Origin of the sequence: Sphingomonas bisphenolicum (assembly GCF_024349785.1) — a bacterium.
Taxonomy (GTDB): domain Bacteria; phylum Pseudomonadota; class Alphaproteobacteria; order Sphingomonadales; family Sphingomonadaceae; genus Sphingobium; species Sphingobium bisphenolicum.
In genome coordinates, this window is sequence record NZ_AP018817.1 from 3,599,528 (window position 1) to 3,617,453 (window position 17,926).

At 65.4% G+C, this 17,926-nt stretch carries 14 protein-coding genes; 5 read left to right on the plus strand and 9 right to left on the minus strand.

The window, feature by feature from the left end; all coding sequences use genetic code 11:
• Positions 1 to 82: 82 nt before the first annotated feature.
• From SBA_RS17895 to SBA_RS17930, 8 genes are all read right to left on the minus strand, one after another.
• The gene (locus SBA_RS17895; protein ID WP_261935378.1) at positions 83 to 1,414 is read right to left on the minus strand and encodes an ATP-binding protein; all 1,332 of its coding nucleotides are present in this window, start codon (positions 1,412 to 1,414) and stop codon (positions 83 to 85) included.
• Positions 1,411 to 2,121 (minus strand): response regulator, encoded by a 711-nt coding sequence (locus tag SBA_RS17900; RefSeq protein WP_261935379.1) that lies wholly within the window; start codon positions 2,119 to 2,121, stop codon positions 1,411 to 1,413. Before SBA_RS17900 ends, SBA_RS17895 begins: the two co-directional genes overlap by 4 nt.
• Positions 2,122 to 2,310: 189 nt before the next feature.
• Positions 2,311 to 3,168, minus strand: a complete 858-nt coding sequence (locus SBA_RS17905) for a TorF family putative porin (protein ID WP_224548334.1) — start codon at positions 3,166 to 3,168, stop codon at positions 2,311 to 2,313.
• Positions 3,169 to 3,462: 294 nt separating this feature from the next.
• Positions 3,463 to 4,959, minus strand: a complete 1,497-nt coding sequence (locus SBA_RS17910) for a SulP family inorganic anion transporter (RefSeq protein ID WP_224548333.1) — start codon at positions 4,957 to 4,959, stop codon at positions 3,463 to 3,465.
• A gap of 3 nt (positions 4,960 to 4,962) precedes the next feature.
• On the minus strand, positions 4,963 to 5,661 hold the full coding sequence (locus SBA_RS17915; protein WP_224548332.1) for a carbonic anhydrase: 699 nt from the start codon (positions 5,659 to 5,661) through the stop codon (positions 4,963 to 4,965).
• A gap of 179 nt (positions 5,662 to 5,840) precedes the next feature.
• Complete coding sequence (locus tag SBA_RS17920) at positions 5,841 to 6,551, minus strand: response regulator (protein WP_224548331.1); 711 nt, start codon at positions 6,549 to 6,551, stop codon at positions 5,841 to 5,843.
• Complete coding sequence (locus tag SBA_RS17925; protein ID WP_261935380.1) at positions 6,548 to 7,000, minus strand: hypothetical protein; 453 nt, start codon at positions 6,998 to 7,000, stop codon at positions 6,548 to 6,550. The genes SBA_RS17920 and SBA_RS17925 overlap by 4 nt, the downstream gene beginning before the upstream one ends.
• A 135-nt stretch (positions 7,001 to 7,135) precedes the next feature.
• Positions 7,136 to 7,666: a hypothetical protein gene (locus tag SBA_RS17930; protein WP_261935381.1), complete on the minus strand. Its 531-nt coding sequence runs from the start codon at positions 7,664 to 7,666 to the stop codon at positions 7,136 to 7,138.
• Positions 7,667 to 7,879: 213 nt separating this feature from the next.
• Between SBA_RS17930 and SBA_RS17935 the strand changes: the two genes are divergently transcribed.
• The gene (locus SBA_RS17935) at positions 7,880 to 8,848 is read left to right on the plus strand and encodes a magnesium and cobalt transport protein CorA (protein ID WP_224548327.1); all 969 of its coding nucleotides are present in this window, start codon (positions 7,880 to 7,882) and stop codon (positions 8,846 to 8,848) included.
• Here the strand turns inward: SBA_RS17935 and SBA_RS17940 are convergent.
• On the minus strand, positions 8,835 to 9,881 hold the full coding sequence (locus tag SBA_RS17940) for a LacI family DNA-binding transcriptional regulator (protein WP_261935382.1): 1,047 nt from the start codon (positions 9,879 to 9,881) through the stop codon (positions 8,835 to 8,837). The two genes, SBA_RS17935 and SBA_RS17940, sit on opposite strands and share 14 nt — an antisense overlap.
• A 259-nt stretch (positions 9,882 to 10,140) precedes the next feature.
• On the opposite strand from SBA_RS17940, the gene SBA_RS17945 reads away from it, so the two are divergent.
• The 4 genes from SBA_RS17945 to SBA_RS17960 all read left to right on the plus strand — a co-directional run bounded on the left by SBA_RS17945 (position 10,141) and on the right by SBA_RS17960 (position 17,923).
• The gene (locus SBA_RS17945; protein WP_261935383.1) at positions 10,141 to 12,516 is read left to right on the plus strand and encodes a TonB-dependent receptor; all 2,376 of its coding nucleotides are present in this window, start codon (positions 10,141 to 10,143) and stop codon (positions 12,514 to 12,516) included.
• A gap of 63 nt (positions 12,517 to 12,579) precedes the next feature.
• Positions 12,580 to 14,295 carry an arylsulfatase gene (locus tag SBA_RS17950; protein WP_261935384.1) on the plus strand — a complete coding sequence of 572 codons (1,716 nt, stop codon included), beginning with the start codon at positions 12,580 to 12,582 and terminating at the stop codon, positions 14,293 to 14,295.
• A gap of 71 nt (positions 14,296 to 14,366) precedes the next feature.
• A complete protein-coding gene (locus SBA_RS17955; protein ID WP_261935385.1) occupies positions 14,367 to 16,001 on the plus strand; it encodes a glycoside hydrolase family 3 protein in 1,635 nt (544 codons plus the stop codon).
• On the plus strand, positions 15,995 to 17,923 hold the full coding sequence (locus SBA_RS17960; RefSeq protein WP_261935386.1) for a glycoside hydrolase family 3 protein: 1,929 nt from the start codon (positions 15,995 to 15,997) through the stop codon (positions 17,921 to 17,923). Before SBA_RS17955 ends, SBA_RS17960 begins: the two co-directional genes overlap by 7 nt.
• Positions 17,924 to 17,926: the final 3 nt, after the last annotated feature.

Here is a 17,926-nt window from a genome sequence, read left to right on the forward strand (position 1 = left end):
TCATGCGCCTGTTGCCGCGGGCATAGCGTGGTCGCGGGCGCAGCGATAAACGAGTTTTGCTTGGGGTCGGACAGATTCTCTTTTAGCTGCGCACCAATGACCTGGGCAGGTGCAGGCAGATTTCGGCGCGCAGGCCGCCTTCGGGCCGGTTGGCAAGCGTCAGTTGTCCACCTTCGGCCCGTACCGCCTTTTCGACGATGGCGAGGCCCAGGCCGAGGCCGCGGGTATTGCGCTGGCGCGCATCGTCGAGCCGGGCGAAGGGCCGCAGCACCTCCTCCAGTCGTTCGCGCGGGATGCCGGGACCGTCATCATCGACTCGGATCAATATCTCGGTCCCGACCCGCTCCAGCGAAACGCGGGCGCGTTCGCCATAGTGGAGCGCATTCTCGATCAGATTGCGCACCGCCCTGCGCAGCGACAGGGCGCGCACCGCCATTTCCAGATGATCCGGTCCTTCATAGGCCACATCGTCGCCATGGTCCTGAAAGGCATCGACGATGGTGGCGATGGTGACCGCGACATCGGTGCGCACGGGCGGCTCAGGGTCTTTCTCGCCACCCAGGAATGCAAGCAGCGATTCCAGCATCGCCCCCATTTCCTCCAGGTCGCCGGCCATCGCCTGCTGGATGTCACCGTCCTTCACCCCCTCCAGCCGCAACTGCAGTCGGGCGAGCGGGGTGCGCAGGTCGTGCCCGACCGCCGCCAGCGTCTCGGTTCGTTCGTTGATGAGACGGTGGAGACGCGACTGCATCATGTTGAACGCCGCGATCAGGTTGCGCACGTCGCTGGTCCCGGCTTCAGGCACCATCACCGCGGCGCCCAGACCGATACGGTGGGTCGCATGGGTCAGGTCGCGCAGCGGGGCGAGCGTCCTGCGGATCAGCAGCCAGCCGGCGATCAGCAACGCCAGCACCGGGATCAGCGCCAGTCCCAGCCGACCGAGGGTAAAGGCCCATTTGCTGCCGCCATGATGCATGCCGAAATAGAGCCAGCTACCGTCGGGCAGTTGCAGCCCGCCATTGATTTCCGAATGGCGGCTGGGCGAGGCGAGCCGCAGCCAGAGGCGCGACCGCTCCAGGCTGGGTTCCCAGGCAATGATCTGCTGGCGCATCCGTTCCAGTTCGGGCGACAAGGGCGGCGGCGGCGGCGCGGCGGGCGACCAATGGACGTCGTAGCGATCGGTGGTCAGTTGCAGGCCGAGCGCGGGGCGTTCCGCAGGCGGCTGCTCGGTCAGCAGCTTGCGCGCGATGACCAGATGTTCGGCGAGCCGCCTCGCTTCGTCATCCTGTAGCGACATCTGGCTGGTGCGCTCGTAGATGAGCGTGCCAACCGCAAATTCCAGCATGACCGTCAACAGCAGGATCGCGAAAAGGCGGCCGAGCAGCCCCAGCGATCCCCTGACATGGCGTCTCAAGCGCGGCTGACCTCTGCGTTGAACATATAGCCCACGCCGCGGACAGTGGTGATCGGCGCGCCCTTGTCGGCTGTGGACAATTTACGACGCAGGCGGCTGACGAGGACGTCGATGCTGCGATCGCTGCTGTCACCCATGCGGGTGCGCGACAGTTCGATCAGCCGCTCGCGCGCGATGACGCGCTGCGGATGGCTGAGGAAGGAGCCGAGCAGGTCGAATTCCGCCCCGGTCAGCTCGACGATCGCGCCGGTGGGAGAACGCAGCTCGCGCCGGGGGAAGTTCACGCTCCAGCCATCGAAATGGGCTTCGCTCTCGCGATGCTCGTCCGGGCCGCGCTCCACGCCGACGCGGCGCAGGATGGCGCGGATGCGGGCGATCAGTTCGCGCGTGCCGAAGGGCTTGGGGAGATAATCGTCGGCGCCCAGTTCCAGCCCGACGATGCGATCGGTTTCGCTGCCCTTGGCGCTGATGAAGATGATGGGAACGTCGCTCTTGCGCCGGATCTGGCGGCACAGATCTATGCCGTTGGTGCCGGGCAGCATGACGTCGAGCACGACCAGATCGACCGGGCCGCCATCGAACGCCACCCACATTTCCGGGCCGGACGATGCGGGGCGTACCTGATAGCCATGTTCCTGGAGCGCGCGCGCGGTCAGGGTGCGCAGCGGCGGATCGTCTTCGACGAGGATGATCGAAGGGGCGGTCATGAAGGCGTCAGCGCACAAAATGTCATGGTCGGGAAATAGGGGTCGCCGGATCGGCGGTCAACCGCGCGGGCGGCGGGAAGGGCCGAAACGCAACTGCAGCAACAATTTGTCACGGCAGGGAAAAGTCCCGGCCCCGCCCGGAGCCAGGGACCGGTACCGGGCCTGGCGAACCAGGCCCGGCGATATGGATCAGAAGGCGGCCGAGATCGAGAACAGGACCTGGCTGCGGACGATCGACTTGCCGGCATTGTCGGCGTCGGCGACCGACAGGTTCGGGCGCAGATAATTTTCCTCGACCCGGGCGATGTCGGTGTCGACATAGGCGATGCCCAGCGTCAGCGGCGTACCGGGAATGGCGACGTCCGCACCCACCAGCCAGTCGAGATATTTGCCGGTCGGCGCGACCGACGTGCCGTTCGGGCCAAGGCCGCTATTGCCCTTCGACCAGCCCAGATGCGCCTTCAGCGTCACCGGGGTGTTGGGAACCGCGCCGCTGACGTCGCTCCAGATGTAGAAATTGTCGTTCTTCTTGCCGGGGCGGTCGGGGATGCCGGTCGCATAGCTGGCGGCGTCGTTATACCATTTGCCCAGCGCCTGCTGCTTGGGCGCATAGGCGACGCCGAGCAGTCCCTTGACCGGGCCGAGCTGGCTCGACAGCTTGACATAGGGTTCGGCGAAATCGGTTTCGTCCGCACCCGACGGATACATGTACCAAGTCAGGCCGACGTCCAGCGTCGTCGTCTCGTTGAGCGGGATGGCATAGCCGGCGAACAGGTCCAGTTCGATGCCGGCGCCACCGAAGGTGCCCCAGCCTGCCAGGTTCGATGCCCAGGTGCCGACATAGGCGCCGCTTTCATGGGTAGCGGTGATGCCGCCCTGGACAGCCATGGCCTTGTCGCTCTGCGACACGCCGCGGAAGCGATAATCGGAGATCAATCCGACGCTGCCGGTGACGGTGACGGGGCTGGCGGGTTCTTCCTGCGCGAAAGCCGGCACGCTGGACAGGAGCGCGAGGGCGGCACAAGCGATTTGATACTTCATGAACATTCCCCTTAACGTTGGAATGTTCCGTCCTGCATCCGCTCTGGCCCAAAGATCTGTTGTTGATCGTCTTCGATACCGGCGGATGATCTTGGACTATGCGTTGGCGACGACCAGGCAAACCGCTTTTCTCGCACCTGCGAAAGGATCGACCATGCTGTGATATGCGGGGCACGGTTCTTTGCTAAAATGGCAATATATGTTGCCAACATGTTTCCATACCGCAACGAGACAAAGAAATGCCGCCGTGCCCTAGGGGGAGGCACGGCGGCTCAAAACGTCGCCCTGTGTTGAGGGGGGTCAGGCGACGAGTTGACGCATACGTCCGGTGGCGCCGAACAGTTCGACCGGCGCCCCTCCGCCCCGGCGGCGATCGACCCATTCGCGCAGCATTTCCGCGCAGGTATGATCGATATGGCCGAGGCGTTCGACGTTGAGGATGACCAGACCGGCGGTCGGCAGCGATTCGAGCTTGGCCGACAGCTTGGGCAGGCTGAGGAAGGTGGCCGTGCCGCGCAGCGCCACTTCATGCGCTTCGCCGCGGCTTTCCTCTTCCATGTTCAGCCGCAGCCGCGTCGCGTGGGGCAGCAGTTCGAGCAGCGACAGGCCGATGCCCACCAGCACGCCGGTCAGCAGGTCGGTCGCCACCACGCAGATCAGCGTCGCCGCCCAGACGATCGCGGGCAGCGGACCGTAGAGGTGGAACAGATGCTTCACATGCGCGACGCTCACCAGGCGAACACCGGTGATGACCAGGATGCCGGCCAGCGCGGCCATGGGGATTTCGCGCAGCAGCCAGGGCAGCAGCGCGACGAAGCCCAGTATCCAGATGCCGTGCAGGATGGCCGACAGGCGGGTCTTGGCGCCGGCCTGCACATTGGCCGAACTGCGGACGATGACGCCGGTCATCGGCAGCGCGCCGGCAAAGCCGCACAGCAGGTTGCCGACGCCCTGGGCACTGAGTTCGCGGTTGTAGTTGGTGCGCACGCCGTCATGCATCCGGTCGACCGCGGCGGCCGACAGCAGGGTTTCGGCGCTGGCGATGAAGGCGATGGCGATGGCGGTGGTGATCACCGTGGGGTTCATCAATTGCGCCAGCAGCCCCTGTTCCGGCAGACTGATCGCCGCGACGATCGATTCCGGCACGGTCACGCGCGCCACCGGCAGGCCCAGGATGAAGGCGACCAGCGTCGCCGCAACCACGCCGACCAGCGCGCCGGGCACCAGCTTCATCGAAGCCGGCCGGAACTTTTCCCAGCCCAGCATACTGAAGATGGTGATGAGGCCGACGGCGAACGCCGTGACGGTGTCGCCCGTCGTGAGGCCCAGAATCTGACCCGGCATGGCGATCAAATTATGCAGGCCGCTGGACAATGGCTTGTCGTCGAACAGCACATGGAACTGACCGACCACGATCAGCACCCCGATCCCGGCGAGCATACCATGCACGACCGCAGGCGATATGGCCCGGAACCAGCCGCCGACCCGCAGCAGGCCGGCAACGATCTGGATCGCGCCCGCCAGAATGAGGATGGGACCAAGGGCGGACAGCCCCTGTTCGCGGACGATTTCGAAGACGATGACGGCCAGACCGGCAGCCGGTCCGCTGACCTGCAAGGGCGAACCCGCCAGCAGGCCGACGACCAGGCCGCCGATGATGCCGGTGATCAGACCCTTTTCCGGCGGCACGCCGGATGCGATGGCGATGCCCATGCAAAGCGGCATCGCCACCAGGAAGACGACGATCGACGCCGTAAAATCGCGGCTGAGATTGCCGCCGGAAAGAGCCTTCAACATGATTTACTCCGCCGCTTGGGCGTATTGGCCATCGCCGGCGAGGCGACGGGCGTGGGGAAGGGCGACGGGGAGCGGCTGCCCCTCGCGCAGTGGCGAGAAGCGCCCGGTTTCACCATCCAGCCCCAGCACCTGGCCGGCATGAATATCGACATACCAGCCATGCAGCGCGATCTCGCCGCGAGCGATGCCAGAGGCGACCGACGGATGGGTGCGCAGGTGCGCGAGCTGCACGACGACATTTTCCAGCGCCATGTTGCGCAGCTTGTCCGCGTCGCTCAGGTCGGTGGGATAATTTTCGCGGCACACTTTCTGCGCGGCATGCGAATGGCGCAGCCAGGCGGCGACGTTGGGCATCGATTCCAGATTGGCATCGGTGGCCAGCGCCTTCATCGCGCCGCAATCGCTATGGCCGCAGACGATGACGTCGCGCACGCCCAGCACCATGATCGCATATTCGACCGTTGCGGTGACGCCACCCAACTGGCTGGCATGGGGGGGGACGATATTGCCGGCGTTGCGGCAGACGAACAGGTCGCCGGGCGCAGCCTGCATGATCTGTTCGGGGACGATGCGCGAATCGGCGCAGGAAATCATCAGCGCCTTGGGGCTTTGGCCATGGCTGGCCAGCTGGTTATAGAGCGCGCTTTCGTTCGGGAAAACCTTGGTTTCGAAACTGAATACGCGGCCGAGTAGCTCGTTCATGGAGTCTATCCTCTTCTCACTATGGTGCCGGTCAGGGGACGGACCGGCTTGAGGAGGAGGATAAGGATGCGGTTTTGCTGCGGCGCAGCGGGTTTGTTAAAAACTATGTCTGCGCAGCCGGCCGTACGATTGCCGCGCCGAACCGCGAAAATCCGCGGCTCGGCGCAGGAACCGGCGCGTCAGCGCCGGTCGACCACGGCGCTGAACATATAGCCCACGCCACGAACCGTCACGATCGGCGCAGGCCGTCCGCCCGCGCCCAGCTTGCGGCGCAACCGGCTGACCAGCACGTCGATGCTGCGATCCGACGACGGCGCATCGCGCACTCCCGCCAGTTCCATCAGGCGCGCGCGCGCAATCACCGTCTGGCTATGGTCGAGGAACACCGACAGCAACGCGAATTCGGCCGCGGTCAGTTCGACCAGACCGCCCTGGGGATCGGTGACTTCGCGCCGGGCGAAGTCGACGACCCAGCCATCGAAAATGGCTTCCGTCTGGCGGCGCAAGCCCAGCGCGCGCTCGCCCCGGCCACGCCGCAGCACCGCGCGCAACCGGGCGGCGAGTTCGCGCGCCGAATAGGGCTTGGCCATATAGTCGTCCGCGCCCAGTTCCAGCCCGACCACCCGGTCGACCTCCGAACTGTTCGATCCGACCAGGATGATGGGCACGTCGCTGCGTTCGCGCACGTCGCGGCACAGGTCGAGCCCATCCGGCCCGCGCAGCGCCGCGTCCAGCACGACGGCGCCAACCGGCGTGCTGGTGAGGGCGCTGAAAATATCGGTCGCCGACGCCGCCGGCAGAGCGCGGAACCCGCTCTGCTCCAGATATTCGCGGACCTTGTGCCGCAAATCCTGGTGCGTTTCGGCGATCAGTATCAGCGGTGGACTCATCCCCCCTGAACGGCGCCCGGCACGGTCAGCGCGCGCACGCCGTCCAGTTCGCCGACCAGCACGGCGCGATCCTGCTGCGCGACCGCGACGGCTTCCGCCGTGCGGGCCTGGGCGTAGCGGGCGACCTGCGCATCGATCTGGCTGCGCGCGGCGGTGCAGGTGCCGGCATAGCTGCCCGACAGCGGGGTGAAGCGATGGATCGCCTTGCCGAAGGCGGGGACGGCGCGGCCCTGCGCGGCGACGGCGCGATTGACGGTGACGTCGGCCTGCCAGCGGCAGACGGGCACGGCGCCGCGATTGGCGAAGCGCGGTTCGACTTCTCGCAGGCTGATCGCCGGCTGGGCATGATAGCTGGCGGTATAGGCCTGGGCGCCGTGGCTGATCTCGGCGCTGTGGATGGGGCTGGCGGCGGACAGGGCCGCCACGCTCGATGCGAGAATAAGGAACATGGGTTTCTCCTTTGCGACTTGGCGATCTGCAACATCTTGGCCGTGCAGCCGCGGACGGGAGAAAGATTAGGGCTGGCGAGTGTCTCCGTAATTTGCCGGACGTAACAAATCATTGCTGGCGCAATTATCGGCGCCTTACTGCGCAGCCATCAGCACCGGCGCACGCGGCGCAATCGTCACGCCGCGAACATGCGCGATCAGCGCGGACAGCCACAGCGCATCGCCGGCCGCGCGATGCCGCGTCGCCCCCTGCCCGTCGGCAAAGGCCACGGCGGCGCCCACCCGCGCCTCGTCGGCGCCCTGCTCGTCAAACAGGGTGACGACATGCTGGATCGTGAAGGGCGTCGGCGCGCCCGCTGCGGCAGCCAGCGTATCGAGCCAATATTGATCGATCAGGCTGTCGGCGACCACCCGTCGGCCCTGCGTCGCGGCGACCAGTTCGGCGAGCACGACCGTTACGGGCAATCCCTCCCGCTCGATCCGGTCGCGGCTCAGGCCATGCAGCGCTTCCGCTTCGGGGGTCCAATCCCAGCCCGCCCAACTGTCGTGCGGACGAATCAGCCAGCTGCGCGAGGCATCGCCATCCGCTATGCCCACTTCGATCGGGAAGGACCGTCCGTGGCGTGGCAGGCAGGACGCCTCGAAATCGATAGTCGTGATTTGCAAGGCACAGCTCCAAATTTTCGTGCGGCCTGCCCCCTCCAAGCCTATGCCGCACGCTCTTCTATGCGCCCCTTTCGGCCTGAACTATGTCATGGCGAAGTCAATCGCCACCCCCTTCAGCAAAAATCATATGGACTGAAGCAGGGATGCGGCGAAAGGCGCGACGAAGGCTGCATTGTCTGCTAGCGAACGGAAACCAAAGGGAAACATAGCGCCATGACCGTCGTCGCCGCCTATCTCTATCGCAACGGCCAGCGGGTCCGCCCGGTGGCGATCGACGAGCGGGTCGAGTGCGCGCCCGACAAGTCGGAATTCATCTGGATCGGCGTGGCGGAACCTACCGTGGAAGAGATGGAGACGCTGGCCCGCACGCATGGCCTGCATCCGCTGGCGGTGGAGGATGCGATCAAGGCGAACCAGTTGCCCAAGGTGGATATTTATGGCGATCAACTGTTCGTCGTCGCGCGCACCGCCCATGTCGAGGGCGACGCCATCTGCTATGGCGAAACCGCGCTGTTCGTCGGCCCCAGCCATATCATCTCCGTCCGCCACGGATCGGCCCGCGCCCATGTGGCGCTGCGCGAGGAACTGGAGGCGGTGCCCTCCCGCCTGGCTCAGGGGGTGGACTATGTGCTGCACGCCATCCTCGACTTCATCGTCGATGGCTATCTGCCGATCATAGAGGGGATTGAGGAGGAGGTGCTGGAAATGGAGCAGCAGATGATCGACCATTTCCTGCGCCGGGAAGACATCACCCGCATCTTCAGCCTCCGCCGCCAGCTCATCCGCTTCCAGCGCATCCTGCTGCCGATGCAGGAGGTCGCGACCAAATTCGTGAAGATGGACCTGCCCAGCATCGATCCGGACGCCCGCCCCTATTTCAGCGACGTGCGCGACCATGTCCGCCGGGTACAGACCATGGTCGACGACCTGCGCGAGATTCTGAACAGCGTCTTCGAATCGAGCAATCTGCTGGAACAGCAGCGTACCGGCGACATCACCCGGCAACTGGCCGCCTGGGCCGCGATCCTGGCGGTGCCGACCGCAATCGCCGGCATTTACGGCATGAATTTCGAACATATGCCCGAACTCAAGACGCGTTACGGCTATTTCGTGGTTCTGGGCGTGATCGGCGTGGTGTGCGCCTTGCTCTACAACCGTTTCAAGAAACTCAAATGGTTGTGACGGGCGCCACGGATTCCCGCACCACCAGCTCATGCGCCAGATAATCGTTGACGCGCACGGCGGCGTCCCCGCCCCGCGCCAGCGCAACGGCCAGGGTGGCGGCCTGCGCTGAAATCTGCTTGCCCGGATGCTTGACGGTGGTGAGCGATGGCCAGATCTTCACTGCGATCGGGGTATCGTCGAATCCCGCCACCGACAGGTCGCGCGGCACGTCCAGCCCGCGGCGGTGCGCCAGCGAGACGATCGCAGCCGCCATGTCGTCATTGCTGGCGAAGATGGCGGTCGGCCGGTCAGGCATATCCAGCAGCATCGCGCCCGCCACCAGTCCCGATTCGAAGCTCATGTCGCCGCTGACGATCAGGTCGGGACGGATGGGCAGCCCCGCATCGCGCAGCGCCGCCTGATAGCCCTCGCACCGGGTGCGGTGGATCAGGTGGCCGGCGCCGCCGCGGATGAAGCCGATGGCCCGATGCCCCAGGCCGATCAGATAGGCGGTCATGTCCCGTGCCGCGCCGAAATCGTCGATCCGCACGCAATGATCGCCGGGCAGGTCGCCGCCGGGCGACATCGCCACCACCGGCACCGGAAAGTCGCGCGTCAGGCCGTGGCGATTGGCGACCTCGCAATAGGGCGGGACGATCAGGATCGCATGGGCGCCATTTTCCACCAGCCCCTGCATCTGCTGTGCGATCTCCTTGGGATCGCCGCTTTCCAGCGGGCGCAGCAACAGTTGCGCGCCCAGCCGACTGGTCGCGTCCAGCGCGCCGACCAGAATGGAACTGAGAAAGGCATTTTCGATATTGCGATAGAGTAGCCCGATCCGGGTCGCACTGGCGCTGGCGAGCGAGCGCGCCGCCATATTGGGAATATAGTTGAGTTCCCGCACCGCCGCCATCACCACCTCGCGCGTGCTGTCGCGCACCCGCGGACTGTTGTTGAGCACGTTGGACACGGTCATTGCCGACACGCCGGCCCGCTCCGCCACGGTCTGAATGGTAATGGCCTGGCTGGCGCGGCGACCCGAACGAGCCATGCGGAAACTCCTTGCAAACGGATGGGCACTGGTGCGCCACGCCCATGTTTAACGCTATATTTCGGGCGGTTGCAAATGCCCGATCGATACCCTGTGACACAAAATCCGCATGATCGCCAAAAAATGTAGCGCTAAAATTTCGATATTGACTTCGCCGCCATAGGAGAAGATTTAGCGCTACAACCGAGCGGCCAACCGCTGGTGGGTTTCATTTTGCACGACCGCGCGTCGATACAGGCGCCGGACAAGGGGAGGATATATGCGCTTTTCCAAGACCATGACGATGCGCCGCGCCGCGGTGTCCGCATTCAGCCTGGGCGTTGCCCTGACCGCCTCTGCCGCAATGGCGCAGGACGCCGCGCCGCAGGCGCCGCAGGACGGCACCGACATCGTCGTGACGGCGCAGAAGCGCGCCGAGCGCCTGCAGGACGTGCCGCTGGCCGTAACCGCCGTGGGCGCCGACGCGCTGGCCAACCGCCAGATCAACGACAGCAGCTCGCTGGTGCAGGCCGTCCCCTCCTTGACCTTCCAGCAGGGTGCCAATCCGACCAACAGCAGCTTCCGCATTCGCGGCATCGGCACCGCCCTGTTCGGGCAGGGCGTCGAATCGTCCGTATCCACCGTGGTCGACGGCGTCGTCGCCGTGCGCCAGGCCCAGGGCTTCACTGACCTCGCCGATATCGAGCGGGTCGAAGTGCTGCGCGGCCCGCAGGGCACGCTGTTCGGCAAGAACGCGACTGCTGGCGTGATCAACGTCACGACCGCTCGCCCCTCGCGCGATTTCGAGGGCAAGGGCGAGGTGACCATCGCCGAACATGACGAATATCGCGTCCGTGGCACCGTGTCCGGCCCGATCAGCGACACGCTGCGCGCCCGCGTCACCGGCTTCTACAATGATGTGCGCGGCGTCGCCCGCAACATCGCCACCGGCGGCTGGAACAATGGTTCGAAGAGTTGGGGCGTGCGCGGCAAGCTGGAATGGGATGCGACCGACAATCTGAACCTGTTGTTCGCGGCCGAATATCGCAAGACCAATGCGGACTGCTGCGCCTCGAACTGGATCGCGATTACCAATCCGAACCTTCAGGCGCTGCTCGGACCGGTCAAGGCGACTCGGGAAAACCGGACGATCAACGACGAAACCGTCTCATACGCCGACAGCAAGCAGCAGACCTATTCGCTCCAGGCGGACTGGGATCTGGGCAACGCCACCATCACGTCGGTCACTGCCTACCAGAAATATTATCTGGATACGAACCAGCCGATCGAGCGCATCAACAGCGACGTACCGCTGTTCGTCGGCGCCAACGCCACCTATTCCTATTTCAGCCGGAACCATGGCATTGTCGACCTGTCGGCGTTCAGCCAGGAACTGCGCATCGCCAATAACGGCAATAGCGACCTGAATTATGTCGCCGGCGTCTTCTACATGCATTCGGATATCGAGCGGCCGTTCGATCGCCGTCGCGCCCGCTGCACCGCCGGCACCTTTGGGCAACCCTGCGCCCCAGCCAACATCGTGTGGCAGTCGGCCAAGAGCGACATCCGCCTGAAACAGGACAGCATCGCCGCCTTCGGTCAGGTCGATTATCGCATCACCGGTGGCCTGAAGGCGATCGCTGGCCTGCGCGTACAGCATGAAAGGGGCACCAACAGCGGCACCCGCACCGCCCCGATCGTGGCGGGCGACGTGATCTTCCCCGGCAATGCCTCCACCAGCGGGTCGATCAGCGCCAGCGACACCGCCGTCACCGGCAAGGCGGGCCTGCAATATGAATTCAGCCGCAACGCGCAACTCTATGGCAGCTATACCCGCGGCTATAAGGGGCTGGGTTATGAGATGGAAATCTCCGCCAACCTCGCCGACCAGCGCGTGCTGGAGCCGGAACATGTCAACGCTTATGAAATCGGCTTCAAGGGCCGCACCGCCGATGGCGTGCTGAGCGTCAGCACCGCTCTGTTCCTGGCCGACTACAGCAATTTGCAGGTGCAGGCGAACCGCTCCGACATCGCGTCGGGCGTGGTCCAGTTCGTGTCCACCAACGCCGGCAACTCGCGCACCAAGGGCTTTGAAATCGAGGCGACTGTGCGTCCCGACGATCATTTCAGCCTGACCGGCGCGGTCACTTATTCGGACGCGAAGATCGACATTGATGGCCTGAACTGCCCGCAGCAGATCGCCGCCACCGCACCGATCATGTCGGGTTCGCCGACCAACATCTGTTATCGCACGGCGGCCGGCGTCACCCCGATCCAGAATCTGCGCGGCGCCACCCTGCCGGTCAGCCCCAGGTGGAAGATCAGCATCGCCCCGCGTTATGAAGCGCAGATTCCGGGCACCGACTATGCAGGCTTCGCGCAGGTGGGCGTCAACTTCCAGAGCAAGATGAACTTCTCGGTCGAACAGGACCCGCTGCTGGAGCAGCCGGCCTATGCGCTGGTCGACGCCAGCATCGGCGTGAAGCAGATTGACGGTCGCTACAGCCTGACCCTGTTCGTCAAGAATCTGTTCGACGAAAACTATCTGACCAGCATCGGTCATACCTCCTTCCTGGGCGGCAATTATGATCTGGTCGGCACCTTCAACAAAGATGCGGACCGCTATTTCGGCGCCACGCTCGGCGTGAAGTTCTGATCGGTCGGGCGCGGCGGTTTCCTGCCGCCGCGCCTCCTCTTCTCTCGGTACGGAGCAGGACGAATGGGCAAGCGCATCCTGATGGCGGCAACCATGCTGACGGCGGCGATCGGCCTGTCAGGGGCGAGCGCTGCGTCAAAGCAGGTCGAGCCGATCGCCGCTGCCAAGCCCAATATCGTCCTGATTGTCCTCGACGATGTCGGCTTTTCCGACCTCGGTGCCTTTGGCTCCGAAATCCGCACCCCCAATATCGATGCGCTGGCCGCCAGCGGACTGCGCTACAACCGGTTCGATAGCAAAGCGGTCTGCACGCCGACCCGCGCGGCGCTGCTGACCGGCCGCAATCCCCAGACGGTGCGGATGGCGGACCTGCCGACGGATAAACGCACCGATGATATGAGCCGCGACCGCGGCGAAGTGGCTACCAATGCCCAGATGCTGCCGCAGGCGCTGAAAGCCGCAGGATATCGCACCTATGGCGTTGGCAAATGGCATCTCGGCCCGGAATATGAGGACGGCAAAGCGGGCAATAATGCGTCCTGGCCGCTCCAGCGCGGCTTCGACCGCTTCTATGGCTTCTATCTTGGCTGGACTGACCAATATCATCCCGACCTGATCGACGGGAACCACACCCTGCCCAAGCCCAACAAGCCGGGCTATCATTTCTCCGCCGACATGGCGGACCATGCCATCGCCGATATCGATGATGCGGCGGGCAAGCCCTTCTTCCTCTATTTCGCCATGGGTGCGGGACATGCGCCGTTGCAGGCCCCCCGCGCCTATATCGACCGCTATCGCGAGACATATGCCAAGGGCTGGGACGCGCTGCGTGCCGAACGGTTCGAACGGATGCAGAAGTCGGGCATCATTCCCGCCCATGCCGTCAACACCGTCCGCGCCGCCGGCGACCGCGCCTGGAATCAACTCAGCGCCGACGAGCAGGCCGTCTTCGCCCGTTACATGGCAACCTATGCCGGTTTCCTGGAACATGCCGACGCCCAGATCGGCCGGGTCGTCCAGCGGCTCAAGGATAGCGGCCAATATGACAACAGCATCATCCTGCTGATCTCCGACAATGGCGCTGCGTCCGAAGCGGAGCAGGAAGGCAGCTTCGAAAAGATGTACCGCCCCAACAAGCTGAGCTTCGCCGAGCAGCGCGCGCGCATCGACGATATCGGCACCGACAAGCTGCAACCCGAATATCCCCGCCCCTGGGCCTGGGCCGGTGGCACGCCGTTTCGGCGCTACAAGGTGTGGCCCTATGCTGGCGGCGTCCGCACGCCGCTGATCGTCTCTTGGCCGGCGGTCATCCGGGACAAGGGCGCCGTGCGCAGCCAGATGGTCGACCCGATCGACCTTGCGCCCACCTTGCTGGACGCCGCCGGCACGGGCTTTGCCCGGACCGTGGATGGCGTGGCGCAGATACCCGTCGCCGGGCGCTCCATCCGCGCCACTTTCAACAATCCGCAAGCCGCCACCCGGCCGGTCCAATATTTCGAACTGCGTGGGCAACGCGCGATCACGGCGGGCCACTGGCGCGCGGTGGCCATGCATCAATATGGCACCGACTTCGCCAAGGACCGATGGGAATTGTTCGACCTGTCGAAGGACTTTTCCGAAAGCACCGACCTTGCCGCCAGCAACCCCGCCAAGCTGAAGGAGATGAAGGCGCTCTGGTGGCGGGAAGCGCGCAAGTACAGCACGCCGGCGCTCGCCGAGCCACCCGAAATCTTTGCCAAGCGCGCCCGCTACGACGATGCCTTCACCGATCCGAAATGAGCCCTGTCATCCCTACTTTGTCTTCCCCCCTTTCATCCAGTGCCGGTCCTCTCGCCCTCTCCCCGGAGGACATGGCCTGGGTGGAAAATACCCGCGACGCCATGAGCGTCGAGGCGCAGATCGCGCAACTGTTCGTCCTGTCCGCGCGCCATGACAGCATCGTCGAAACCGACGGCCTGCTCGGCCATGCGCCGGGCGGCATCCACCGTTTCCCGACCCATGATCTGGACGCCGCCTGGGCCGCGACACGCCACGCGGTCGAGCGGTCCGAAGTGCCCCTGATCCTGTCCGGCGATATCGAGGGCGGCACGGTCAGCGCGCCCTTCACCACCGCCATCCCCAACCAGATGGGCATCGCCGCCTGCGACGATCTGGAACTGAGCGCCGATCTTGCCCGCATCGTCGGGCAGGAAAGCCGGGCGCTGGGCTATAACTGGTCCTTCACCCCGGTGGTCGACATCAACCGCGCCTTTCGCAACGCGGTGGTCGGCACCCGCTCCTACGGCTCCGACCCCGACCGCATCCTGGCCCAGGCCCGCGCCTATGTCCGCGCGCTACAGGCGCAGGGCGTGGCGGCATGCGCGAAGCATTGGCCGGGCGACGGGCTGGACGATCGCGACCAGCATCTCGTCACCAGTGTCAACGACATGGACATGGACGAATGGCGCGCGACCTTCGGCCGCATCTTCGGCACCTTGGTCGATGATGGCGTGATGACGATCATGTCGGCGCATATCGCCCTGCCCGCCTATATCCGCGAAAAGATGTCGCATGGCGGCGCGCAGGCGTTTGAACCCGCCTCCGTGTCCCGCCTGCTGAACCAGGATCTGCTGCGCGGCGAGCTGGGCTTTGACGGCCTGATCGTGTCCGACGCCACCGTCATGGGCGGCCTGACCAGCTGGATGGCCCGCGCCGAGGCGGTGCCCGCCGTGATCGAAGGCGGCTGCGACGTCTTCCTGTTCAGCCGCGATCCGGTCGCCGATATGGGCTTCATGCTGCAGGGCCTGCGCGACGGCCGTCTGTCGGAACAGCGTCTGCATGACGCCGTCACCCGCTTCCTGATGCTGAAGGCGAAGCTGGGGCTCCACCGCATGACCCCGGACGAGCGGATCGCGCCGGTCGAAGAAACCCGCACCCTGCTGCGCCAGCCCGCCCATCTGGATCAGGCCGCGCACGCCTGCGCCGCGAGCATCACGCTGGTCAAGGATCGCGATAGGCTGCTCCCGATCGCGTCGGACCGGCACAAGCGCGTGGTCATCATCTCGGACGAAGGGTCCAGCTTCTTCTCCGGCGCGCCCGAACGCGACTTCACGCCACTGATCGCGAGTCTGGAAAGCCGGGGCTTTATCGTCCGCGATTTCTATCCCGAAGCGATGCCCACCCCGGACGATACCGACCTCATCCTCTATCTGATCGGGCAGGAAGCGACGCCCTCGCTCAGCCATATTTTCCTCGACTTCGCCAAGCTGCACGCCAGCCCGCGCAACGGGATGATCCAGTTCAACCGCGAAATCCCGACCCTGCTCGTCTCCTTCGGCCAGCCCTATTATCTGTATGACGCACCGAATTTCGCGACCTATATCAACGCCTATGCCTCGCTGCCCCATGTTCAGGCGGCGCTGGTGGAACGGCTGACGGGTGACGCGCCCTTCACCGGCAACAGCCCGGTCGACGCCTTTTGCGGGAGGGAACAATTGTCATGGTGATGCGCAGGTTCATGGCGGCATCGCTGCTGGTGGTGGCGCTGGGCGGCGCAGGCGCGCCGTCTTCTTCGGGATGGCGCGACCTCAACCATAATGGCCGGCTCGACCGCTATGAGGATATTCGCGCGCCCATCGACACACGGGTCGATGATCTGCTGAAGCAGATGACGCTGGCGGAAAAGGCCGGCATGCTGTTGCACGGCACGCTGCCCACGCCGGGTTCGGCCATCGGCTTCGCCGGCAAGACCTATGATGCCGACGCAACCGCCAAGTTGCTGAATGATCGCCATATCAGCAGCTTCATCTCCCGCCTCGTGGTCGCGCCGTCCGACCTCGCCGCGCAGAATAACGCCGTGCAGAAACTGGCGGAAGCCAGCCGCCTTGGCATCCCCGCCACGATCAGCACCGATCCGCGCCACCATTTTCAGGCGACACTGGGCGCCAGCACCACCGGCGGCGGCTTCTCGCTCTGGCCCGACACGCTGGGCTTCGCCGCGCTGGGCGACACCGAAACGGTGCGCCGCTTCGGCGACATCGCCCGGCGGGAATATCGCGCCGTCGGCATCCATATGGCGCTCTCCCCACAAGCCGACCTCGCCACCGAACCGCGCTGGCCACGCTTCGCCGCCACCTTCGGGTCCGACCCGGCCGAAGTGTCGCGCCTCGCAGGCGCCTATGTCGATGGCTTCCAGCATGGCCGCGCTGGCGTGCAGCCCGACGGCGTCGCCACCGTGGTCAAGCACTGGGTCGGCTATGGCGCAGAGCCGGAGGGCTTTGATGGCCATAACTATTACGGCCGCAACGCGCCGCTGACCGACGCGTCCTTCGCCCGGCATATCCGCGCCTTCGACGACAGTCTGGCCGCCCATAGCGCGGGCGTCATGCCCACCTATGTCATCGTCCATGGCCCCAGGATTGCGGGCCAGCCGATCGAACCGGTCGCCGCCGGCTTCAACAAGCAGATGCTGACCGGCCTGCTGCGCGGGGAGAAGGGCTATCGCGGCCTGATCGTGTCGGACTGGTCGATCACCAATGATTGCCCGCAGGCCTGTATGGCGCCCGACGCCGCCAATCCGCAGACGCCCGCGGCGATCGGCACCCCCTGGGGCATGGAAACAGCCGACAAGACAACGCGCTTCGCCAAGGGGCTGAATGCCGGCATCGACCAGTTCGGCGGCGCCAACGATCCCGCCCCGATCCTGGACGCGGTCGCCAAGGGGCTGGTCAGCGAAAAGCGCATCGACGACTCCGTCCGCCGCGTGCTGCGCCTGAAGTTCGAACAGGGCCTGTTCGACAATCCCTATGTCGATGAAGCCGCCGCCGCGCGGATCGTCGGCAACCCGCAGGCCCAGGCCCAGGCGGACGCCGTCCAGCGCACCAGCCAGGTTCTGCTGCGCAATGACGGCGCCACCCTGCCGGTCGCACCGGGCAAGCGCATCTGGCTGCACAATGTCGACGCGGCCGCCGCCCGCGCCGCCGGCCTCACCGTGGTCGAAGACCCGGCGCAGGCGGACATCGCGCTGGTCCGCACAGCCACCCCGTTCGAAACGCTGCACCCGCATCATTTCTTCGGCGCGCGCCAGCATGAAGGGCGGCTGGACTTCCGGGCCGACGACAAGGATGTGCAGGCGATCGCCCGCGCCTCCGCCCATGTCCCCACCATCGTCGCGGTGGAGATGGACCGCCCCGCCATCCTGACCGCGATCGAGCCGATGGCAAAGGCCATGCTGGTGACCTTCGGCGCCAGCGACGCCGCCGTGCTGGACGTGGTCACCGGCCGTGCCGTGGCGAAGGGGCATATGCCCTTCTCGCTCCCCCGCTCCATGGCCGATGTCGAGGCGCAAAGCCCCGACCTGCCCGATGATGGCCCCGCCCCCGCCTATCCGCGCGGCGCCGGCATCGTCCTCAAGGCGTCCGCCCAGTGACGG